This window comes from Bacillus sp. EB106-04-04-XG123, assembly GCF_058791855.1.
On record NZ_JBYTDZ010000004.1, the window covers coordinates 379,216 to 401,745 of the forward strand.

Annotated in this window: 25 protein-coding genes; 13 read left to right on the forward strand and 12 right to left on the reverse strand. The window is 39.8% G+C overall.

What is annotated here, in order from left to right; translation table 11 throughout:
- Nucleotides 1–2: 2 nt before the first annotated feature.
- Complete coding sequence (locus AC3WTB_RS14725; RefSeq protein ID WP_064498163.1) at nucleotides 3–464, reverse strand: CarD family transcriptional regulator; 462 nt, start codon at nucleotides 462–464, stop codon at nucleotides 3–5.
- Between the two features lie 228 nt (nucleotides 465–692).
- Nucleotides 693–1,742 carry an NAD(P)-dependent alcohol dehydrogenase gene (locus tag AC3WTB_RS14730; protein ID WP_492333906.1) on the reverse strand — a complete coding sequence of 350 codons (1,050 nt, stop codon included), beginning with the start codon at nucleotides 1,740–1,742 and terminating at the stop codon, nucleotides 693–695.
- A 208-nt stretch (nucleotides 1,743–1,950) separates the two neighbouring features.
- Here AC3WTB_RS14730 and AC3WTB_RS14735 point away from each other — a divergent pair, with 208 nt between their 5' ends.
- Nucleotides 1,951–2,376, forward strand: coding sequence for a MerR family transcriptional regulator (locus AC3WTB_RS14735; RefSeq protein WP_492333907.1), 426 nt, complete (start codon nucleotides 1,951–1,953; stop codon nucleotides 2,374–2,376).
- Nucleotides 2,377–2,419: 43 nt separating this feature from the next.
- Here the strand turns inward: AC3WTB_RS14735 and bglS are convergent, their stop codons facing one another.
- A complete protein-coding gene (gene bglS / locus AC3WTB_RS14740) occupies nucleotides 2,420–3,148 on the reverse strand; it encodes a beta-glucanase (protein ID WP_041089240.1) in 729 nt (242 codons plus the stop codon).
- 235 nt (nucleotides 3,149–3,383) lie between these two features.
- On the opposite strand from bglS, the gene AC3WTB_RS14745 reads away from it, so the two are divergent.
- Nucleotides 3,384–3,980: a TetR/AcrR family transcriptional regulator gene (locus AC3WTB_RS14745; protein WP_492333908.1), complete on the forward strand. Its 597-nt coding sequence runs from the start codon at nucleotides 3,384–3,386 to the stop codon at nucleotides 3,978–3,980.
- 79 nt (nucleotides 3,981–4,059) lie between these two features.
- Nucleotides 4,060–5,499, forward strand: a complete 1,440-nt coding sequence (locus AC3WTB_RS14750; protein ID WP_059376082.1) for a DHA2 family efflux MFS transporter permease subunit — start codon at nucleotides 4,060–4,062, stop codon at nucleotides 5,497–5,499.
- Between the two features lie 139 nt (nucleotides 5,500–5,638).
- On the opposite strand, the gene AC3WTB_RS14755 is transcribed toward AC3WTB_RS14750, so the two are convergent.
- From AC3WTB_RS14755 to AC3WTB_RS14765, 3 genes are all read right to left on the reverse strand, one after another.
- A complete protein-coding gene (locus tag AC3WTB_RS14755) occupies nucleotides 5,639–6,946 on the reverse strand; it encodes an aspartate aminotransferase family protein (protein ID WP_492333909.1) in 1,308 nt (435 codons plus the stop codon).
- 248 nt (nucleotides 6,947–7,194) lie between these two features.
- Nucleotides 7,195–8,328, reverse strand: coding sequence for an aminotransferase (locus tag AC3WTB_RS14760; protein WP_039176753.1), 1,134 nt, complete (start codon nucleotides 8,326–8,328; stop codon nucleotides 7,195–7,197).
- Nucleotides 8,329–8,428: 100 nt separating this feature from the next.
- Nucleotides 8,429–9,484 (reverse strand): ornithine cyclodeaminase family protein, encoded by a 1,056-nt coding sequence (locus AC3WTB_RS14765; protein WP_058837397.1) that lies wholly within the window; start codon nucleotides 9,482–9,484, stop codon nucleotides 8,429–8,431.
- A 394-nt stretch (nucleotides 9,485–9,878) separates the two neighbouring features.
- Here AC3WTB_RS14765 and AC3WTB_RS14770 point away from each other — a divergent pair, with 394 nt between their 5' ends.
- The 5 genes from AC3WTB_RS14770 (at nucleotide 9,879) to AC3WTB_RS14790 (ending at nucleotide 14,879) form a co-directional block, all read left to right on the forward strand.
- A complete protein-coding gene (locus AC3WTB_RS14770) occupies nucleotides 9,879–10,760 on the forward strand; it encodes a LysR family transcriptional regulator (protein WP_064498160.1) in 882 nt (293 codons plus the stop codon).
- A 306-nt stretch (nucleotides 10,761–11,066) separates the two neighbouring features.
- A complete protein-coding gene (locus AC3WTB_RS14775) occupies nucleotides 11,067–11,960 on the forward strand; it encodes an alpha/beta hydrolase (RefSeq protein WP_492333910.1) in 894 nt (297 codons plus the stop codon).
- A gap of 140 nt (nucleotides 11,961–12,100) precedes the next feature.
- A complete protein-coding gene (locus AC3WTB_RS14780) occupies nucleotides 12,101–12,454 on the forward strand; it encodes an MmcQ/YjbR family DNA-binding protein (protein ID WP_492333911.1) in 354 nt (117 codons plus the stop codon).
- 136 nt (nucleotides 12,455–12,590) lie between these two features.
- On the forward strand, nucleotides 12,591–13,352 hold the full coding sequence (locus AC3WTB_RS14785) for an SDR family NAD(P)-dependent oxidoreductase (protein WP_492333912.1): 762 nt from the start codon (nucleotides 12,591–12,593) through the stop codon (nucleotides 13,350–13,352).
- A gap of 378 nt (nucleotides 13,353–13,730) precedes the next feature.
- Nucleotides 13,731–14,879, forward strand: a complete 1,149-nt coding sequence (locus tag AC3WTB_RS14790; protein WP_058837402.1) for a type II asparaginase — start codon at nucleotides 13,731–13,733, stop codon at nucleotides 14,877–14,879.
- Between the two features lie 35 nt (nucleotides 14,880–14,914).
- Here AC3WTB_RS14790 and AC3WTB_RS14795 read toward each other — a convergent pair whose 3' ends face one another.
- Both AC3WTB_RS14795 and AC3WTB_RS14800 read right to left on the reverse strand, forming a co-directional pair.
- The gene (locus AC3WTB_RS14795) at nucleotides 14,915–15,808 is read right to left on the reverse strand and encodes an alpha/beta fold hydrolase (RefSeq protein WP_492333913.1); all 894 of its coding nucleotides are present in this window, start codon (nucleotides 15,806–15,808) and stop codon (nucleotides 14,915–14,917) included.
- 56 nt (nucleotides 15,809–15,864) lie between these two features.
- Nucleotides 15,865–16,317: a MarR family winged helix-turn-helix transcriptional regulator gene (locus AC3WTB_RS14800; protein ID WP_369879168.1), complete on the reverse strand. Its 453-nt coding sequence runs from the start codon at nucleotides 16,315–16,317 to the stop codon at nucleotides 15,865–15,867.
- 309 nt (nucleotides 16,318–16,626) lie between these two features.
- Here AC3WTB_RS14800 and AC3WTB_RS14805 point away from each other — a divergent pair, with 309 nt between their 5' ends.
- From AC3WTB_RS14805 to AC3WTB_RS14815, 3 genes are all read left to right on the forward strand, one after another.
- Complete coding sequence (locus tag AC3WTB_RS14805; RefSeq protein WP_059376099.1) at nucleotides 16,627–17,232, forward strand: TetR/AcrR family transcriptional regulator; 606 nt, start codon at nucleotides 16,627–16,629, stop codon at nucleotides 17,230–17,232.
- A 31-nt stretch (nucleotides 17,233–17,263) separates the two neighbouring features.
- Entirely contained in the window at nucleotides 17,264–18,466 is a 1,203-nt protein-coding gene (locus tag AC3WTB_RS14810; RefSeq protein ID WP_039176781.1) for an MFS transporter, read from the forward strand.
- A 127-nt stretch (nucleotides 18,467–18,593) separates the two neighbouring features.
- Nucleotides 18,594–19,379, forward strand: coding sequence for a GNAT family N-acetyltransferase (locus AC3WTB_RS14815; protein WP_492333914.1), 786 nt, complete (start codon nucleotides 18,594–18,596; stop codon nucleotides 19,377–19,379).
- Here AC3WTB_RS14815 and AC3WTB_RS14820 read toward each other — a convergent pair.
- The gene (locus AC3WTB_RS14820) at nucleotides 19,374–19,847 is read right to left on the reverse strand and encodes a GNAT family N-acetyltransferase (RefSeq protein WP_099662945.1); all 474 of its coding nucleotides are present in this window, start codon (nucleotides 19,845–19,847) and stop codon (nucleotides 19,374–19,376) included. The genes AC3WTB_RS14815 and AC3WTB_RS14820 overlap by 6 nt on opposite strands.
- Before the next feature lie 54 nt (nucleotides 19,848–19,901).
- On the opposite strand from AC3WTB_RS14820, the gene AC3WTB_RS14825 reads away from it, so the two are divergent.
- Entirely contained in the window at nucleotides 19,902–20,171 is a 270-nt protein-coding gene (locus AC3WTB_RS14825) for a YesK-like family protein (protein ID WP_212044648.1), read from the forward strand.
- Here AC3WTB_RS14825 and AC3WTB_RS14830 read toward each other — a convergent pair.
- The 3 genes from AC3WTB_RS14830 to AC3WTB_RS14840 form a co-directional block, all read right to left on the reverse strand.
- Nucleotides 20,168–20,707 carry a GNAT family N-acetyltransferase gene (locus AC3WTB_RS14830; protein ID WP_039176793.1) on the reverse strand — a complete coding sequence of 180 codons (540 nt, stop codon included), beginning with the start codon at nucleotides 20,705–20,707 and terminating at the stop codon, nucleotides 20,168–20,170. The genes AC3WTB_RS14825 and AC3WTB_RS14830 overlap by 4 nt on opposite strands.
- A complete protein-coding gene (locus AC3WTB_RS14835; RefSeq protein WP_212044650.1) occupies nucleotides 20,704–21,099 on the reverse strand; it encodes a VOC family protein in 396 nt (131 codons plus the stop codon). The genes AC3WTB_RS14830 and AC3WTB_RS14835 overlap by 4 nt, the downstream gene beginning before the upstream one ends.
- Before the next feature lie 68 nt (nucleotides 21,100–21,167).
- Nucleotides 21,168–21,791 carry a GNAT family N-acetyltransferase gene (locus tag AC3WTB_RS14840; protein ID WP_047204138.1) on the reverse strand — a complete coding sequence of 208 codons (624 nt, stop codon included), beginning with the start codon at nucleotides 21,789–21,791 and terminating at the stop codon, nucleotides 21,168–21,170.
- A 148-nt stretch (nucleotides 21,792–21,939) separates the two neighbouring features.
- On the opposite strand from AC3WTB_RS14840, the gene AC3WTB_RS14845 reads away from it, so the two are divergent.
- Entirely contained in the window at nucleotides 21,940–22,491 is a 552-nt protein-coding gene (locus AC3WTB_RS14845) for a TetR/AcrR family transcriptional regulator (RefSeq protein ID WP_492333915.1), read from the forward strand.
- Nucleotides 22,492–22,530: the final 39 nt, after the last annotated feature.

The following is a 22,530-nucleotide window of genomic DNA, read 5'->3' on the forward strand; positions in this document are numbered from 1 at the left end:
TTTTAAGAAAAGCTCTTAATCTGTTTTTCGGTAATTCCTTCGATGACTTCCAGTTCACTAATCAAATACTCGTAAGCATCATCCAGCATTTTCTTTTCGCTTGAATTGAGTGGTTTTTCTTTTTTCATTCGCAAGAGGTCACGTACAACTTCAGCGCCTTCTTGGATATCGCCTGTTTTGATTTTGTTTGTATTGATTTTATACCTTTCTTTCCAGGACAATAATGTATCTGAGGTTCCATTCTGAAAAATGTGGATAATGTTCTTGATGGCAAGTATATTCGTAACTGCTCTTATATTTGACCCTGACATTTTCTTTGTTGGAATCATCACTTTCATCTGGCTGACGGACATCTTAATGACATAATACTCTTCTGTCTCGGCAGAAAATTTCTTTTCTTCTATGGCTTCAATTATGCCTGTTCCGTGCATTGGATAAACAATGTTATCACCAATTTGAAACATTTCATCCACCTCCATAAATTGTATCTACTATAAGGGTATCACAAATGAAGGTGTAATAACCAAATTTTTAATAATAACATGTTTTTTATTTTTATGTCAATATTTTTTGTGCGAATTTCAGAGGATTTTTGCTGTGAAATGTCCATTGCATACACCTGTGTAAAAGGAAAAGGTTGAAACATAACAAAAGACCAGCCAATCAGGCTAGTCTCTTAAAACAAATAGCAATCACAACGTAGCAATATCAATCACAAACCGGTAACGCACATCACTTTTCAGCACCCGTTCATACGCTTCATCAACTTGATTCGCGTTAATCACTTCAATTTGTGGTGCGATGTTGTGAGCAGCTGCGAAATCGAGCATTTCTTGTGTTTCTTGGATGCCGCCAACGAGTGAACCAGCTATGCTGCGGCGGCCGGAAATTAATGAAAAGACGTGGAATTGATCCGGCTTAGGCGGTGCACCGACGTTCACCAAGGTTCCATCTACACGGAGTAAGGACAGATAGGCATCCACATTAATGTTGGAAGAGACTGTATTGAGAATGAGGTCATACTGACCGGCTAGTGTCTGAAACGTTTCAGGATCACTTGTAGCAAAATAGTCTTTTGCGCCAAATGATAGTGCTTCTTCTTTTTTATTCAAAGAGCGGCTTAAAACCGTTACTTCAGCACCAAGTGCGCGTGCGAATTGAATGGCAACATGGCCGAGTTCGCCCATTCCGACGATAGCAACCTTTTTGCCAGGGCCTGCCTTCCAGTGCTTTAATGGAGAATAAGTTGTAATGCCAGCACAGAGAAGAGGGCTTGCGGCATCAAGAGGCAGTTGTTCAGGAATGCTGACGACAAATCGTTCAGTCACGACAATTTTTTGACTGTAGCCGCCATAAGTCGGTTCCCCGTCATAGTCACGGCTGTTATATGTTTGGACGACCCCTTTTGTGCAATACTGCTCGTCTCCATTTTGACAATATTCACAGGTGCCGCAGGAATCCACAAAGCAGCCAACACCTACACGGTCACCGATTTGAAACTTCGTCACATCATCCCCTACAGCTGCAACGACCCCAGTAATCTCATGACCAGGAACCATCGGGAAAATACCGCCGCCCCATTCATCAAAAGCGCTGTGGATATCTGAATGACAGATCCCGCTAAATTGAATATCAATTAAAATATCATGTGGACGAAGTGCTCTTCGTTCAATGGTCGTCCGTTCAAAATTCGCTTTTGCGTGTGAAACACTTAAAACATTTGATTGGTGCGTCTGACACATTCTTGATCATCCTTTCAAAAATAAGATTCGATTCTTTCTTCTATACTGTACTTCTTAAAGTGAACTATAAGTCAACAGAAAACCTTCTGTAATAACGAATTCAACATTCTTGAATCAAGAATTGAGCCAAAAGCATCTTGCTTTCTTTTTTAAAATGGAGATGATGAGGAAAGGGAGATCGGAAGGTAAGAGAAAGAGGGAGGGCACAATGAAAATAGCACAAGCAGCAAAACAGCAAAACAGCAAAACAGCAAAACAGCTCGATTTATCCACTGCGACACTTAGATATTACGAAAATATTGGTTTGATTAGAGAAATCAAACGTGACGATCATGGGATTCGTGATTATACAGCGGATGATCTTCAATGGATTGAATTTATCAAATGTATGAGAAATGCTGGGCTCTCGATTGATGCGCTTAGAGAATATACAGCCTTATTTTTTGAGGATGATGATCATACGTTATCTTCGCGAAAAAACATTTTGGTCAATGAACGAGAAAGACTCGTCCAAAAACAAAAGGAAATCGAAGAGACCATTAAACGATTGGATTTCAAAATAGAAAGTTATGAAGATATTATCCACAATCATGAGAAAAAACTCGCTCATCAGCTGAAAACTAGTTCAAATTAAACGAAGAAAAACCTGTGACAAGTCACAGGTTTTTTTGATAGAGTTATCTTTTTGTGTAACGCACCCAGTTATAATGTGCGTGGAGTGGTGTAACACCGTTGTAGGAACCAAGCCATTCATCGACACCTGCACCATTCCACAGGTTCATCATAATTTTCCCTGGTGTTTGAGGAATTTGTGTGGTGGCGGTATGCTTTAATTGTCCATCGACATACCATTTGATGGAGTTTGGCTGCCAGTCAAATGCATACGTGTGATAAGAGTTCGCTGCATCGAAACCAAGGTTGACGATCTTTTCATGATTTCCTACACCATTGGTATAGTAATTAAACTGTACCTTTGTCGTATCTTTTCCTAGAAATTCAATGTCAATCTCATCCCAAGGAGTGCCATCAGTCGGTCCCGTATAAGTGAAGAAAGAAGAGACGATCCCAACATTTTTAGCTGGCTTCATGTTGACTTCATATAGCCCATAGCCGTACGTTTGAACGGAGCGGTTTTCTCCGCAGTCAAACTTGTTATAGGAGGGACTTGTGAGCGATAAACGCATTTCACCTGCTGAGGTCATAGACACATTATTTGCACGCCACGTACAGTTAAACATGTTTCCATTCGAGTATCCATCGGCTTTTTGCCATAACCCCGTATTATAGTTATTAAAAGGTTCATAAAACGATCCACCCGTTTGTGCCGAGGCACCCACAGTAAATGTGGACAAACTCAAGACTAATCCAGTGACAACCAGCATCAACATTCGTTTCATACGGTACATATTCGCATTCTCCTCTCCTTTTACGGAAGCGCTTTCTTAATTGATCATACATGATTCTTTCAAAAGGGAAAATCGGTCTAAATAATGATAAACTGTGTGCATCATTTAATAGAATTGAAAGAAAAAAATAATGATTGACAATGCGGACAGTTGTCCGTAAGATAATATCGGGACAATTGTCCTAAGAAAAACCTAAAGTGTTTTGATTTAACACATAGAGATGAGTGTCATGTGGATGAAGGTAAAGAAGGTGTGTATGGTGGAAAAGGATATTGGTGAGGAAATTGAAGAGATCGCATTCTCCTTGTTTCAAGAATTTGGTGTAGAAAATGTCAGCATGCATAAAATTGCGAAAACAGCTGGTGTTGGACAGGGTACTTTATACCGCCGCTACGCCAATAAAAGTGATCTGTGCCTTTCTATCCTTGGGGAGAAATTTGAACAGCTGATCCCAGCTTTGCATCTTTACTTGAGCAAAATAAGTGATCAGCCGGTTCGTGAACGTTTACGCTATGTTCTCGAAGAAATTCATCTGATCGTCGGTAACCATTTAGACTGGATTCGGATGCTCACAATCTCGGGGAATTTAGAGCAGACAAGTAAAGTGTATGATAGTCATTACAGTCAATCACTCAGACAAATCATTCGTGAATTGCTTGAAGAAGCGAGAGAAAAGGGAGAAGCGAATATAAAGGATATAGAACTGACAACGTTATGTATGTCTTCTCCAATGACGCCTGAGCTCATGTTTTATATACATGAATCTGGCTATTCGATCGACAAAATTGCTCAATTTGCTGCAGAAAAACAGATTTTATCCGTCTTTCAATAGACATGAAAGTGGCTCATTTCTGACCACCCTGACTTCCTAAGGTTCATCTAAATTGAAAAAGAAAAGGAGCCAACTTAATATGAACAAACAGCAAGCAGCAGCTTCTGAAATTCGAACGCTGCCCATTATTATTTCTTTTATCACAGCTGGATTTATTGGCCTGTTCAGTGAAACGGCATTAAACATGGCGCTGAGAAGTTTAACGTTAGACTTTGGAATTGAAGCGACGACTGCTCAGTGGCTGACAACAGGATATTTATTAACACTTGGTATTCTCGTACCGATTTCAGGACTCATTCTTCAATGGTTTACGACAAGGCAGCTTTTCATTACGTCGCTCGTCTTTTCGATCATCGGAACATTTATTGCGGCGGTTGCGCCGGTCTTTAGTATTTTAATGGTAGCACGTGTCGTGCAGGCAGTCGGTACAGCATTGCTTCTGCCATTGATGTTTAATACGATTTTGGTCATCATCCCGCCTCATAAACGAGGCCGATCAATGGGGATTATTGGTCTTGTGATTATGTTTGCACCAGCTGTCGGCCCGACAGTCTCTGGCCTTATTTTGAAATCGTTGACTTGGCATTGGATTTTCTGGATTTCACTTCCTTTATTAATGGCTGCACTTGTTTTTGGTTTTATTTTTATGCAAAATATTACAGAACCAACAAGACCGAAAATCGACATCTTATCGATTGTGCTTTCAACCATTGGTTTCGGTGGAATAGTATATGGCTTTAGCAGTGCCGGTGAAGGCGGCGGCTGGAGCAGTATGCATGTCATCGTTGCAATTGTAGTTGGTGTCATAGGGATTCTCGTGTTCTCTTTAAGACAGTTGAACATGAAAGAACCAATGCTGAACTTAAGCCCGTTTAAATATCCGATGTTTGTCATTGGGTTACTTCTGATTTTAGTGTGTATGATGGTAATGCTGTCTGCTATGATGATTTTGCCATTGTATCTGCAAACGTCCTTGGCGCTTTCTACATTTACAGCAGGTTTAATGCTGTTGCCAGGTGGAATTATCAACGGACTGCTATCTCCAATCATGGGGGGTCTATTTGATAAGTTTGGTCCAAAATGGCTTGTCATTCCAGGTCTTGTCATTGTCGCAGCGACGATGTTTGGCTTTACGAATCTAAGTGTGAATACGTCAATTGGATTCATTGTAACTCTTCATATTACCTTAATGATCGGAATCGCGATGATCATGATGCCTGCTCAAACCAATGGATTAAATCAGCTTCCGCCAGAGCTATATCCGCATGGTACAGCGATTATGAATACCTTGCAGCAAGTGTCAGGAGCTATTGGTACTGCGATCGGTATCTCGATCCTTTCATCAGGAACTCGCAGCTTTATGGAAAATGTATCTGATCCCGCAAATCCGGTGAATCAGCTGCTCGCCTTTACAAATGGTGTCCAGCATGCATTTATCTTTGCTGTGATCATGACCGTCATTGGATTGATTATTGCTTTCTTCATTAAACGAGTGAAGGTAGAACAGCAAGTATCATAAGAGAAATGAAAAGCACTGAGGACATAGCGCCGCAGTGCTTTTTTTCAATAAATTAGTCTTTCATCAAATAATGATATCATTAAATATGAAAAAAAGAGTCGTACATAGAATAGCGGTGAATACTCGAAACGGCTTCTACTTAATATTCTTTCTCAAATTGGTGCAATGCCTTTTCTAATTTTGAAAGCCCATCGTCAATCTGTTCTTTTGTGACGGTCAGAGGAGGGATCATTCTAATCACTTCTCCTTCGTTACCGCATAAGTAAAAGAGAACTCCCTGCTCAAGGGAATAATCTAAAATCTTCATGACGGCGCTTCCATCGGGTTTTTTTGTTTTTGGGTTTATCATTTCAATTCCAATCATTAAGCCTACCGAGCGTATCTCTCCAATGACTGGGTGATTTTTTTTCATTTGTTTTAGTTTTTCAGCAGCATATTGACCAACCACTTTTGCATTATCTAGTAATCTTTCTTCTTTCATTATTTTAAGAGTGGTCAACGCTACCGAACAGGCAATTGGATTTCCACCGAACGTTGTTCCATGACTTCCAGCAGGCCATTTGCTCATCAGTTCTTTTGAAGCTACTGTGGCACTTAAAGGTAGACCAGAAGCTATTCCTTTAGCGATAGCCATAATGTCTGGGGTGACTTCAAATGTCTGAGCAGCAAACCACTCCCCTGTGCGTCCAAAGCCAGTTTGTACTTCATCAAAAATAAGCAGTATACCATGCTGATCGCATATTTCGCGGATCTTTTTCAGCCACCCTTTAGGAGGGATGATGTAGCCGCCTTCTCCCAATACAGGTTCTAATATGACGCAGGCTACTTCTTCAGGTGTCACTTGGTGTTTAAATAATTCTTCAAAATGTTTTTCTAATTCGTTTATGCAGAAAGTTTCTGGGTCTTTACCTTCGGGGCATGCCTGCATATTAGCATAAGGCAGATGATAAGTCAGGTGAGACGGATTTATATATTTTCTATATTTACTTTTTGATGTTGATACGCTTAAAGCACCTAAAGAACGGCCATGAAAGCACCCCGTAAAAGAAATAGCATAAGGTCTCTTTGTTGCATATTTAGCCAATTTTAAAGCTCCCTCAATTGCTTCAGCACCACTATTGGCAAAGAAAAAACAATTTAAATCTCCTGGCAGAATTTCACCTAGAGATTTGGCCAGCTTTAAAATGGATTCATACATAATGACTCCCGAAGGGCCATGAGTTAATTGATCTGCTGCATCCTTGATACTTTGTACGATTTTAGGATGGCGATGTCCTGTATTAGCTACTGCAATCCCGGAAGTAAAATCTAAATAGGTTTTCCCATCCAGCCCGTAGTAATAACAACCTTCTTCTTTTACCACAGGTAAGTTTGGATGATCTTTGGCCATGCTAGGTGCTAAATAATCACTCATGTTCTCAACTAAGGAACTCCAGTTGTTGCTCATAAAATCTCCCCCTTAAGCTTTTTACACCTCTACCTTTCTTCTGTTGCAGGTGTAGAATAACACGAAAATAATTAACTGGAAATTTTAACTTATTTATAGTAACTATTGAAGATAATGATGTGAGATAATCTGACAAGAAAAGGTTTTTAAATATCTTTTAACTTTACAAAAAAACCGAACTAACCATAATTGGCAGTTCGGTTTTTGTACGATCAGATATTCCAAATATTTATCTTAATGGTTTTTAATCAGCTATTTACTTTAAGGGTACGCAAATATTCAGAGAATTTCTCAAGACCTGCTTTTAATACATCTGTTGAACATGCGTAACCGATACGAACATATCCTTCCATATCAAAACAAGAACCTGGCGTTAAGAATGTGCCATTCGTTTTAAATAGGTCAACGCAAAATTCTTCAGATGAAACAGGGTAATCGTATTTCAGCATAGATGTTGTGCCTGCACGTGGCTTTACGTAGGAGATTGAAGGTTCGTTTTGAACCCACTCATCTAAAATAGCCAGATTATCTTTGATAATTTTGCGGCTTCTCCCTAGGACTTTGTCGTAGTTTTTAAGAGCATGAACGGCTAACATATCGTCAAGCACACCACAGCTGATTGTTGTGTAATCACGGTGTTTTATGCATTCAGCGATCACATCACTTGGACCTGCAATCCAGCCAAGGCGCAAGCCGGCTAATGAAAATACTTTTGACATACTTGATGTACTGATTCCTTTTTCATATAAATCAGCAACAGATGGCACAACAAGGTTATCTTCCTGTAATAGGTTTCTGTATACTTCGTCGCACAGCAAGTAAGCATCACTTGAGCGTGCAATTTCTACAATTTCTTCAAGCATTTCTCTCTCAATAATAGCACCTGAAGGATTATTCGGATTGTTGATAATAATCAATTTTGTTTTTTCGTTAATCAGAGACTTTAATTCGTTTAGATCCGGCAGGAAGTTATTTTCTGGTCTCAATGGCAGCAGATCTACATTCGCGCCAAATGAAGCAGGCACATCATATAACTGCTGGTATGTTGGGTGTACAGCAATTACATGATCTCCTGGCTCAATAAGAGAATAGAGCACTAAGAAGTTTGCACCAATTGCTCCATTCATGACAAGTACATTATCAGCTTCAACTGTCTCATACAGGCCAGATACTAAGCTTTTAAACTCTGGAGATCCTTCAATATGTCCGTATGTTAATTTTTTCTTTCCGACTTCATTGAAAAAATCTGCCGGATTTGTGCCGTCAATCCCAATCAACTCATTTACAGTGAAAGATTCAACACATGTTTCCGCGATATTATAAACGGCCTCTTGCTCGTATAAATTCATCCAATGTTCTACAGCAAATGTTTTAATATTCATCCGATTAACTCCTTTGTAAGTATGATCTTATTTTTTGATACATAGTCTTTTGGTAAAGAATACTTTCTAAAATCTGCTTATTTAAAAGGCTATCGATCAGTTACAGCTTTGTCGACATCCCAATTTGTTTTTCTTCTGCCTGTTCTAGAACATAGCTCGCTGTCAATAGATCTTGAAGAGAGATGCCTGTACTGTCAAAAACTGTGATGTCTTCTGGAGAAATGCGTCCTGGTGCTTGATTTGTAATCACTCCTCCAATTTCCGAAATGATGCTATCTTTTGCGATGATGCCTTTTTTGAATGCAGTTTCAAATTCTCCTACCGTAACAGACTGTTCATGGTCATCAACGAATATGCGAGCATCAGTTAAAATATTTTCATCAATTTCCTGTTTTCCTGCCATGTCTGCACCCACACATGAAAAATGAGTACCTGGCATTACCCATTCTTTTAGAATAATTGGTTGGCGTGCTGGAGTAGCTGTAATAATAATATCTGCATTTCTCGTAGCTGTTTCAATATCATTAACCGGCGTATACTCAATCTCTATCTTTTGAAGCATTTCTTCATAAACTTCCGGGTTTTGTTCTTTAGTTTGAGCTAACAGCTCTTTTAACTTGCCTTTGATGTCTGCACAAAACTGACCAGCTCGGTCAAATGAATGAGCATTATACACTCGAACTCTTTTGATATGGTTCATTGTCATTAAAACAGCTAAGATTTGATAAGCTGCAACATGACCTGATCCTACCATAAGCAATTCTTCTGAATCTTTTCTTGCTAAATATTTAGCTCCAATTCCACCAGCTGCTCCGGTGCGCATCATGGTCATATACTCACCGCTCAAGATACCGATTGGAAGGCCTGTACGGCTGTCAAGAACTAAGACAGTTCCAACAACAGCAGGAAGGTTTTTAGAAGGGTTGTCACCGAACCAGGAAACAAGTTTTAAACCGAAAATGCCTGCTCCTGACAATTCTCCTGATTTAATATCCATGTCCGCTTTACCAGGTTCGAACTCGTGAAACACCATTGGGAATAAAGAAGCTTCTTTATTTTCTTTTAAGACGTAAGCTTTTTCTACGATATCGATTACAATTTTCATATCAAGAATAGCTTTGATATCTTCATGATTTAATACTTTAAATGGGTACATAATATTCTCCCTTTCCCTTACTTCGTTAAGCTCTTTATCAAATCTATCACAGGATGAAACAAGCTAAAAATTAATTAATTTAATAGTATGCATTAGAAAACTTTAGCGATATATCATAACCTTAAGAGTAAGGAGATGACTTGGTTTTTTATTGGTATTTTAAATTAGGCGATTCAATAGTTACCAATAAAAAATGAATGATTCGTATCAAACTTTTAGATTTTCTCGTTAAAATTTTTGATATAATGATTTGATTGCTATTCTCTTCAGCGCATCTTGTCTATGGGGTTATATGGTTAACCTTATATCCTATGTGAAAGATGATTATTTTATATACTTTTGGTTAGTAGCTTTTGTAGGCTATAAAAAATATAGATAGTGAGATGAAGGTTAAATGGAACTCAGAAATCTAAAAACTTTTCAAGTAGTAGCCAATGAATTGAATATGACCAAAGCTGCAAAGATCTTAAAATATACTCAACCCACTATTACTTTGCAAATTCAAGTATTAGAAAGGGAACTAAACCATTCTCTATTCACCCGTATTGGAAAAAAAACGTTTTTGACGCCTGCTGGAAAAAAATTAAAGCAGCATACAGATAGATTATTTGAATTAATGGAATATATGGAAAGAGACATGGAAGAGTTAAATGGTCCTTCCGGAAGTCTAACTGTAACAGCTTCAGAATATTATTGTACGAATCACCTTTCCCTACTGCTTAGTTCTTATACAAAATTGCATAAACAAGTTATGCTGCGCCTCATGCCAGCAAACAGCCTTATAGCTGTCGATAAAATTTTAAATAATGAAGCAGATATTGGGATTGTTGCAGGGGAAGTTGATTCCTCAGAATTAGAAAAGTTTGTTTTAGAAAGGGAAAAGGCGGTGTTGGTTGTCTCCGCCGATCTTACAAAAAACCGCTCTAAAGAAGAGATTATAGAATCTTTTCCGTTTCTTGCTTATCATGAACATTGCGGTTTTAGCTCAATTACAGAGCAGTGTTTTTCTGAAATTAACACCCGTCCATCTTCTATCATTGAATGCGGGGGAAGTGATGAAACGATTAGGCGGGCAGTTTTAAATAAAACCGGAATCGCCTTGCTTGGTGAAAATATGATTAAAGAAGAATTAGCAGAGGGTATTCTTATCCCATTGCATTACTGTGAAAAACCAATTGAAACATCTGTCGTATATTTAAAAAGTCGTTCAGAAGGACCAACCATTCAATCTTTCTGTGAATTGCTCAAAGAAACTTGGTTTGCAGTTACAGATTGATCATTTTTTCTTAAAAATTATTTATTTTTATAGGTTTTCAGCTGTGATATAAAAACGAGTTTTCCCATTTACATTAAACATGGACAACTCGTTTTCTTCGTTTTTTCATTCTCTTAGTATCGTGTGTTAAATTCAGTGCGTTACTTAGCTTTATTGATAAGTTTAGCTAATAAACGTATACCTTCTTCAATGTCTTCTTTTTTTATTTTGATTATTCCAGTAAGGTGCTGCTGATTCAGTAGAAGGAAAAGAGGAAAAAGGAACGAATGAGTTAAGAAGAAATGAATAAGATAGGAGTCTGAGATCATGAACTTAGAAGAACAAATCAAAATCGCTGCTTCATTACGCCAGCCATCTGAAGGTTCATTAGCGAGTCAATCGGAACTAAAGCCAGTAAATCCTCCTGATGTGAACAAAATGGAATATGACATTCCAACAAGTGCTGGCGAAACAAAGGTGTGGGTGTTTAAGCCAGTGAACACATCAAAGCAGCCGCTTCCTGTTTTTGTGAATTTACATGGTGGCGGATTTATCATGGGCAGTGCTGAAATGGATAATCCATGGTGTCCAGTCATTGCAGACCGGGCGCAATGTATCGTGGTCAATGTCGAGTATCAGCTTGCTCCTGAGCACCCTTTCCCAGCGGCTCTTCATGAATGCTACGATGTACTGAAGTGGTTGTATGAACACCCTGACGAGCTTCAAATCGATCGGAATGCATTAGCCGTTGGCGGACATAGTGCAGGAGGAAATTTGGCAACGGCTGCTTGTCTATTGAATATTCAAAAAGGAAATACACTCCCAATTGTTTATCAGGTGCTCGATTATCCGCCGCTTGATCTAGCCACTGATCCAGCAGAAAAGCCAGCGTTTGATGAAGCAATTCCAGTTGAATTGGCGAGACTTTTTAATTCCTTCTATCTGCAAGGCCAAGATCCGCGCAATCCGCTCGTTTCTCCGGTTTTTGCAGATCGTTCATCCTTGGCACAAATGCCTACAGCTCTCGTCATCACAGCAGAGAAGGATTCGCTGGCTGAAGAAGCTGAGCAATATGCTGCCAAGTTAAAAGAAGCTGGGATAGACGTCACGTATAAACAATTTAAAGGAGTTCCACACGGCTTCACGCACGCCGGAGATTTAGCCATAGCTGAAGAAGCTTGGCATTTGATGGGGGATAAGCTAAAGAAGGCGTTTGAATAAAAAAAGCAGTGTGATTCAAAAGCACAGGAGACAACGGGCCTGTGCTTTTCTTATTGTTTCTGAAAAAAAGCGTCAGATATCTTTCCTCATTGTCGATATAATAGAGAAAATAGATGATTTCTAAAAAAGGAGCTAATGAAATGAAAAAAGAACAGCTGCAGGCATTTTGTCTTTCTTTAAAAGGAACAACCCATGATTATCAACCTGAGTGGCAGGCAGATCGTTATCATATTGGCGGAAAGATGTTTGCTATGATGGGGGGAGATGCGAATCGAAAGCCTGTCATCACTTTAAAATGTGATCCTCTTCGTGCTGAAGAACTAAGAGAGATGCATGAAGGAATTATCCCTGGCTACTATATGAATAAGACTCATTGGAATTCCATTTACCTTGATGCAGACATTCCATCCTCATTTGTAGAGGAGTTAATCGAACATTCCTATCAATTGGTTTTTCAAAAATTAACAAAAAAATCTCAGCATGACATCCTCTAAAATGATTCAAAAGGAAGTGACTGAGGAGCTGTATCTAAGTTGACATGATGCCCTTTGACTCTCTTCAAAATTGACTTGAGCGAAACGCTGTCGTTATAATTTAACCAGTTAGAAGACGCGAATAGGGGGATATAAAATGGGCTATACAGTCATTACAGGAGCAAGCTCAGGTATTGGATATGAGGCGGCTCTCGCCTTTGCAGCACGAGGGGAAAATCTTATATTAGCTGCACGCCGGCTCAATAAACTCCAAGAATTGAAGAAAAAGATTCATGATCAATATCCCGATATCAAAGTAGTCATACAGTCAATTGATTTAACAAACATAGAGCAAGTGTATTCCTTTTATGAATCATTGTCAGATTATGAGCTGGATACGTTCATAAATAATGCGGGGTTTGGTCATTTTGGCTCTATAGGAGAACAAGATTTAAGTAAAATTGGAGATATGCTTCATCTGAATATCGAAGCATTAACGATTCTATCCACCTTGTTTGTTCGTGATTATGAGCAAGTAGAGGGAGCTCAGCTCATTAACATTTCTTCACGAGCAGGCTATACAGTCGTTGGCAATGCCGTCACCTATTCAGCAACGAAGTTTTACGTGAGCGCCTTTACAGAAGGACTGGCCCTAGAGTTGAAAGAAAAAGGTGCCAAATTAAAGGCAAAAGTATTAGCGCCATCCGCGACAGAATCAGAATTTGCAAAGCGTTCATTGGATGTAGACGAATTTGAATATGAAGGCAATTTCAAGAAATATCATACATCAAAAGAAATGGCTGCTTGTATGCTTGAGCTTTATGACAGTGAAAAAACAGTCGGTATTGTGGACGGAAAGACATTCGAATTTGAATTGAAAGATCTAATCTTTTCACACGCAGGTTCAATGAAGAAATAACGATTCCCATCACTGAGGTAGATATCCTCAGTGATTTTTTTATGGCATGATTGACTGTGTGGTCAAGTATCGGTGGGGATCTGGTGATTTATGTAACATAAACATTGTACGTCCTGCGAAAATCGCTCAAAATGGATACCAATATTTGATAAGAAAGAGATATACACGCTTTATCTAATTTTCTTTCAATACTCAATTTAATTACAGCAAATTTAGGTATTAAGAATTGAATAAATCCTTAATATAATGCCTCTTTTTACCTTAAATTGGTTCTATATCTTTAGCCTCATGCCGATGAATGAAGGTATGGTATAAAGTAAAGCCTATAGAAAGAGATTTAGCCATGAAATCCATCAAATGAGGAAAAGAGATGATCCAATGAACATGACAAAATGGTTAGGTGCTGTCCTTCTTTCTGTTTTATTACTAGTGACAGCAGCTTGTGCGAACACAGGCACTCAAGAGAATAGTCAAAGCGAAAAAGAAAACGTATCCAGTGAAACAAAAGAGAAAAACAATGCGGTTGAAACAGGGAATAAGTCCTTATCAAATATTAAGGTATTAGCCACAGGCGGGACGATTGCTGGCAGTTCAGACAGTGATACAGATACGACGGGCTATAAATCTGGTGCACTTGGCATCGATAAAGTCATTGCTTCAGTTCCACAGCTGAAGGATATTGCAAATGTCACTGGTGAGCAGGTTGCGAATGTTGGAAGTGAAAATGTTGATGACGCTCTTCTTTTAAAATTAGCCAAACGAGTCAATGAGCTATTAAAAGATGATCAAGTGGATGGCATTGTCATCACGCATGGAACAGATACACTTGAAGAAACAGCTTACTTTTTAAATCTGGTGGTCAAAAGTGATAAGCCTGTTGTGGTTGTTGGCTCAATGAGACCAGCATCGGCTATCAGTGCAGATGGCCCGCTTAACTTGTATCAGGCGGTGAAAATTGCATCCACCAAAGAAGCGAAGGGCAAAGGGGTCATGGTCACATTAAATGATCGAATTGCATCAGCTCGTTTTGTTACGAAAACAAACACAACCACAACTGATGCCTTCAAGTCACTTGAGCAAGGATACATCGGAGTAGTTACTGGTGAAGTGGTGTCCTTTTATAACGAACCGACAAGAAAACATACAACTGAAAGCGATTTTGATGTATCGAAGATAAAAGAATTGCCACAAGTTGATATTTTATACGGCTATCAAAATGATCAAAAATATATGTATGATGCTGCAGTAAAAGCAGGAGCAAAAGGGATTGTTGTAGCCGCAGCAGGAAATGGAACGATGTCAACAGAAGCCATCAAAGGAGCAACAGATGCAGTGAAAAAAGATGTGGTTCTCGTGCGATCAAGCCGTACGGGTAATGGAATTGTCACCCATGAAAAAACGGATGATGAACATCACTTTGTGTCGTCTGATTCATTAAACCCGCAAAAAGCACGTATTCTGCTCATGCTGGCACTGACGAAGACAAAGGATCCAGATAAAGTGCAGAGGTATTATGAACAATATTAATGAAGAAAAAGACCCGAGTCATATTGGGTCTTTTTTTATGCATGTTTCTGATGTTCAGCACGCTCCTTTAAAGAGCGTAAAATATCTCGCCAAATATCGTCTACATCAGTAAGAAAGTGCCCTGCTTGATCTATATAATGCGTTTTGACGTTTGGAATCGCCTGAGCTATTTTTTCTATTTCTACAAATGGAGCCATCGTATCTTCTTTTCCATGCCAGACATCAACAGGGATTTGAATATCTTTCATATCGAATGCCCATGGTTTCGAAAGTAAAATGGGTTCACGAATACACTCATCCACCGATTGACGAGTCGCTTCGTGTAAATGTGTCATCATCATTTCTAACTGCTCATCGGTTTGAAGGAATTGCCGATCCCACGGATGTAGATGCTTGTTCCCGTTTTTGGCCAGCTTCTTAAATTTCTCTGGTTTGTTCTCAATCATTTTTTTCTGGGAACGATAGCTTGTTTTCAATAGCCAAGGAAACTTCTTACTAAGGAAAAAGGCTAATTTATTTTCTTTCAGCATGCTTTTTGGCGGTTTTCCGCCCTCAAAAGGAGTTGTACTTGAGATCAGAGCGGCAGAAAGAACGCGATCCGGCAATTGATAGGCACAACCAGCAGCGAATGCACCGCCTCCAGATACACCCAGCACTGAAAAATGTTGAATGCCAAGATCATCTGCCACTTCCTGCACGTCTTTTGCCCAGTCTAAAATTGTGCGGTCAGGTAGAGGGGTGGATAAACCAAATCCAGGTCGATCCAAACAGATGAGACGAATGCCGAGCTTTTGAGAGATTGGATCATCATCTAAAAACATCACTCTTGATCCAGGTGTTCCATGAAAAAAGAAAATTGGAAACCCCTCAAGATCACCGTATTGAGTCAAACCGATGTGCCGGCCATCTTGTAAATGAATGCTTCTCATATTTTCAACCCCTTAATAGTTTAGTTAACTTAAATGTTGGGGAGAGAAACACCGTATTAAGGCGCTTCTTTCGCAATCTGATAGATTTTTTCGTATAGAGATAGTAATGTTTTTAAATCTTCTTTTGGAAGCTTTGCATAATATTTTTGAATTAGATGCAATTGAATGTCTTCTGTATTCTTGTGATAGTCATGTCCCTTTTGAGCACAATCAACAATGATTTCTCTTCGGTTATGCGGATTAATTTCTCGTGTGACATAGCCGAGCTGCTCAAGCCTTGATACAAGCTGGCTAGCTGCACTGGCAGAAATCGAAAAGTAATCAGCTAATTCATTGATCGTTCTCGTTTTCGTACGCAGCAACTCAAGCGTCAGCTCTTGTTTGGCTGATAAATCTGCATACTCATGTTTTAAAAATCGCTGATACTCTTCTACATAAATTGAGCCTAGAGCATTCGAGTATTCTATGATTTTTTTACTGTAATGAATAATTTCCCCATCCAATGACATCACCTCTATTCTATTATAGGCAATTTTTATATTTAAGTGAAGTTAAATATAAAGTGAAATTAAATGAATGATGAACACGTAGTAGGTCAAGGCAGTCATGAAAAGGCCGCAGAAGAAAGATGCGTATAAGTCCTTTTTAGTGATAACGCAGATGACTGTTTTGTTTGTTTTCACATGAATTACGCCTTATGAATCGATGCCTTTTTCATTGTATTATGAGGAAAATCCATTTATAATGAAAAAATAAACCAACTGGTCGGTTTTATTTTTTTACATTAAGAAATGTAGGGTAGAAAGGGATTGTGACACATGACAAGTACACAAAGCGGGGCTGGAAAGAGTGAGAAGACGAAGCAAAAAATCGTCACCGCTTCTCGTGATTTATTCGCGAAAAAAGGTTATTCAGAAACATCCGTACGCGATATTTTAGAGGCTGCTGAGGTGAGTAAAGGTAATCTCTATCATCATTTCAAAGGAAAAGAGTTTTTGTTTCTTCATATTATGGAAGAGGATCATCGTGTGATGATGGAAACGTGGCATGAGGAAAAGAAAACACTGAACCGAGCTATTGAAAAGCTTGCCGGATTTGCAGAGCTGCTCAGTCAAATGGGGATTAACTACCCATTAATGAGAGCGAGTGAGGAATTTTGTGCCAGCGCCTTTACATCAGATGAAGTCATGGAACGGCTGAACAAGATTGATGTCGATTTTGATGATGTGATGAGAGATATCTTACTTGAGGGAAATGAAGATGGCAGCTGGTCGATCCAGCATGTGGAGTCAAAAGTGAAAATATTACTTTCCGTTTTTTATGGATTAGACGTGTTATATAAAAATGACACCATTGAGCAGAAGAAAGAGTTACAAAAAGAGGCGATCTCATTGTTTATTCACGGAATCAACCATCATGAGTAACAAGTGAGTCAGTAAAGGGGAAACAAACATCATGCAAAAACCGATTCGTGAGCAAAAAGCTGTACTCGTTATTTTATTGAGTAATATTTTTATTGCGTTTTTAGGCATTGGTCTCATTATTCCTGTCATGCCGCTATTCATGAATGTGATGCATCTAACAGGAAGTACGATGGGATACCTTGTGGCGGCGTTTGCCGTTGCTCAGCTCATCGCATCACCGATTGCAGGTAGATGGGTAGACCGCTACGGAAGAAAGATAATGATTGTGTCTGGGCTGTTCCTCTTCGCGTTATCGGAACTCGTTTTTGGTCTTGGAACACACGTGTACGTTCTGTATGTTGCAAGGCTTCTAGGCGGAATTAGTGCGGCATTTATCATGCCTGCTGTCACTGCGTATGTCGCAGATATTACGACCGTTCAAGAAAGATCAAAGGCGATGGGCTATGTTTCTGCGGCCATTAGTACTGGTTTTATCATTGGTCCGGGAATTGGCGGGTTTATTGCAGAATACGGCGTACGCCTGCCATTCTTCTTTGCAGCAGGGATTGCGTTTATTGCCGTCATTTCGTCTATGTTTATGCTGAAGGAGCCTTTAACAAAAGAAGAGCGAGAGAAGCAAATGATTGAAGTGAAAGAATCGACTTTCTTTAAAGATTTGAAAAAATCGATTCATCCTAGCTACCTCATTGCCTTTATCATTGTATTTGTCCTCGCATTTGGACTATCTGCATATGAAACAGTCTTTAGCTTGTTCACAAATCATAAGTTTGGATTTGGTCCAAAAGATATAGCCGTGATTATTACCGTCAGCTCAATTGTGGCAGTCATCATCCAAGTACTTGTGTTTGGTAAACTGGTAAATACCCTAGGAGAAAAAAGAGTCATTCAGCTATGTCTGATTATCGGGGCTGTCCTTGCTTTCGTTTCAACCGTTGTGTCAGGCTTTTTGGTTGTATTGATTGTCACATGTGTCATTTTCCTTGCGTTTGATTTATTGCGTCCAGCATTAACCACCTTCTTATCCAAAATCGCTGGCAATCAGCAAGGATTTGTCGCAGGAATGAACTCTACCTACACAAGCCTAGGTACGATTTTCGGGCCGGCACTTGGCGGCATCTTATTCGACCAAAATATTCACTTCCCATTTCTATTCGCAGGTGTTGTCTTATTTCTTGGATTAGGCTTAACCCTGATTTGGAAGGGAAAAGTGACAGAAGAGGCAACGGCAGAATAATGAGAGACCTTTTAAATAAGGTCTCTTTTTTTAAATTGCGCCATTGATGCAGAAGATTGCTTTTGCTGAAAAGAGTCCTGTATGTCAGCAGCTTTTTCTTTATAATGGAAGGAAAGGAGGAAAAATCGTGCATCTCTTGGAACGGAAAAAGATACCATCAATGAAAAAAGGAATTAAGCAGATCGATCCGGCATATCCAGTGTTTGTAGATGCAGTCATGGATGGCGTCATACAAGGGCATCTTTATGTAGATGATGAAGCGCATCCGCTTGTATATTTTCTCGAAGCTTCATGCGGCATTTATTATGTGGCAGGAAGGAGTGAAGCGGAGCTGTTACGCTGTTCAGCCTTCATTGTGGATGTGTACGAAAGGCAGAAAAGACAAAATGCCCGATTCACCATATTTTCAGCAAACCCATTAACAGATGCGTTGATGAAAAAATGTCTTGGGTTATATCTGAATGAAATGGAAAGACATGCGTACGTTTATTCACAGGCACATTCTCATATCTCTGCACCTTATCCAGGCTATAGAGTAGAGCGGACAAATGAGCAGGTGATGACTGCAAGCAGGGCTTTTCCTCCTAGCTATTACGAAGCCTATTGGGGAGAAACAGCTCGCTTTCTATCAAAGGGAATCGGGATTGCCATTTTAGATGGAGAGAACGTGGTGAGTGAGTGTGTCTCTATTTTTTCAAGTGAGGATCGTGCAGAGATAGATATTTGGACAGATGAGACTTATCGAGGAAAAGGTTTGGCGCTGCTGGCAGCTCAGCATATGATCAGCATCTGTCATGAAAAAAAGAGGACACCGCATTGGGATTGCGATGTCCATCACCTAGCTTCAATCAAACTAGCAGAGAAGTTAGGCTTTCGGAGGATCAAAACCTATCGATTGTTTTATGGTTCATGATGAGAAGGTCTTGAGATACCAAGCATCCATTGCAGAATGCTCGGAGCCTTCAAGCGGTTCTGAAAGAAGAGAAAAGCCATATCGCTGATAAAGGCCTATAGCCGCTGTTAATTCTCGGCGGGTTTCTAAATAACACGCTTCGTAGTATGTAGAGGCATATTCCAGCGCCGTATCCATCAGTTTTTTGCCCGCACCTTTTCCTTGTGCTTTTGGACTTAAATAAAGCTTTTGTAATTCACATACTCCATTTGTGAATGGAGCAATCCCTACACCACCCACAATCTCACCATGCTCTTCAGCAATCCAATAGGCTGCATGAGTCAATGATTGATAATATTCGAAAAGCTGGTCAAGTTGGGGGTCAGTGTAGGCTGTTCCTTTAATTGCTAGATTCGCTGATTCTAGTGACTGACGGATAATCGCTGCGATATACGGATTGTCTTTTTGCTCGATGGGTCTAATGTTCATTTGAAGTACCTCCGTTGTTAAAGGTTCAAAAAAGAGAATGGGAGTTGATATCACATGTTTTGGCTGCAAACAGCTATTTTTACAATCGTTATTTTGTGTCTCTCATGGTGGGCAGGGAAAAGAAGCCGGCAGCGTCATGCGGGGTCCATAGTCCCTATATGCTTGATTTTATTTGGTTTGGTTTTATTGATTGTCAGTCTCTTTATTGGTAGATGGGAAGGCATGGCGCTCAGTCTATCAAGCGTCTCTATCGTTCTCTCTTCCATTATTTGTTTAATCATCGTCACTGGGATTCAATTTTTAAAAAAAGATGAACCTTCTTAAGCAGGAGCATCTGTATTCATCATGTTTTTATATTCTTCACGAAGGATGCCCATGATGATGACATCTGAGTATGTACCGTTGAAATAGAGCGCTTGGCGTCTTTTTCCTTCATATTGAAATCCGGCTTTCTCATAGCTTCGAAAGGCCCTTGGATTGTGGGAAAAGACTTCAAGCTCAAGACGGTTGAGTTCTAATGTGTCAAAGGCAAATGCTTGAACCATCCGAACAGCTTCAGTGCCATAGCCTTTTTGAAAATGCTCCGGCCCGTGAAGCGCAATGCGGAAGCTTGCCGTATGATTGATTGGATCAATGTCCACAATCGCCGCATCTCCAATCATCTCTTTCGTATCCAGCAGACAAATGGCGAAATCTCGTCTGCTGTCATCTTGCAAAAAACGGGTATAGGCGGATCGAATTTCTTCTAGTGTGAACGTTTTTCGTGTGCCAGTCATATGAAGTGTTTCTGCATGCTGACACCCTCTTTGAATACCAGGATAATCTTGCTCTTCAATCGGTCTCAAAAATATACGAGTCATGACGGATCACCCTCCTCTATATATCGAGAGATTTCAATTAAATTCAGATCAGGATCACGGATATAAACAGATTCAATTGGACCTAATGTACCGGTGCGGCTGACCGGTCCCTCTTCAATCGGGACCACTTGCTTCCGGAGGTGCAGCAGCAAACTGTCCATGTCTAAATCGGTGATAAAGCACAAATCATGAGATCCAGGAAGAGGATGAGCCGCTTTTGGCTCAAATTCATGACCAGCTTCATGAAGGTTGATCTTCTGTAAACCAAAACGAAGCGCTTTACGGCCTTCACCAAAAGTTTCTTCCTTCATCCCTAATACGTTCGTATAAAAACGAATGGTGTCCTCCATATGTTGTACAGTCAACACGATATGATCAAGTCGTCGTATCATCAGTCTCTCCTCCAAGTATGATCATTGATTGAACTGACTCTATTATATCATCACCTGAAGAGGATACCTTATTTAATCACGGTTTTATAGCTCCAGCTTTCCAAGGACATTTCCTTTCCTCGCAATACCCTTTCATCAAACTCCATCCAGCCATTTTTTCGGTAGAAATGACGATTGGCCTCGTTGTGTGTAATCAGTGTGAACAGTCCGCCACCTTGCCGGGCGATAAAGGGAAAAAGGCATTGCTTTAACATGCGGCTTCCGAGTTTTTTTCCTTGCTGGTCTTTTGCCACGACAAGTGCTTCTAAATACCAGTAAGGCTGCTTTAAGGAAGAACACGCTTTTTTTGCCTCCTTTAAAACACGGAACACATGCTGAATGGCCGATATACCGCCAGTGAAGAGCAGCTTTAACCCACCTGACAATACATAATTCATGACGCCTGGTTCAGGAAGATGCGGATGCTTTAAAAGGGCAGCAGACACAACCTTCTCGTTCTCAACCCCGACAAAACAGATTTGATGCTGAAAATACACCTTTGTATTGACCAAATGCAGCTGACGAGCGAAAGCAGAGCGCTTTGAGACCTTTTCACATAATAAGTCAAAAAATGAATAGTCCTGAAACGAATCATCTAACAACTCTGCCACTTGAGGCAGTTCATCCTCTCTGGCAAGTCTGAAATGAAGCATATGATGGCCTCCTTTTTTGAACAGATATATATTATTGAACATGTGTTGATTATAATAAGAAGTAAAGAGATCGAACATCGGCAATGGATGATAACCTGTTCATAATTAGACAGTTAACGCCTGATTGTTCAAAAACGGAGGGGATTTCATGAAGGACAGACGAACAATCAAAACAAAAAGAGCCATTCGGGAAAGCTTCCTTGAGCTGTTAAAGGAAAAGGAAGTCCAGCAGATTACGGTATCAGAGCTATCAAGGAAAGCGGATTTAGGCAGGGCAACCTTTTATTTGCACTATCAAGATGTGTTTGATTTATATGAACAGCTTGAGAAAGAACTATTCGATCAGCTCGGGGGATTATATGATGAAACCTTTCCAAGTCAGGACCCTCTTGATATGCTTTCCTTTTTAAACAAAACAACTGAATACTTGAAAGAGAATCAGTATATGTTGACGCTATTTGTAAAACCAAATGGCCCAACGACCAATCAATTCAAAGCCTTTTTCAAAGAAAAAGTCATGAAAGAGTGGCAGCTTGATCAGCGTCCTATTACAGAGAATGAACAAATAGAGGCCTCTTTTGTCGTGTCTGGTGTCGTGGGGGTACTCGAGGAATGGATTCATGAAGAAATGACCATTGATGCCGGCAAGCTCGCGCATAAATTATACGAGCTTCTCGTCAAGGTGGAACAGGAATCGTAAAAAGGGAGAAAGTTATGTAGCCTTTGTCTTTCCTTTTTG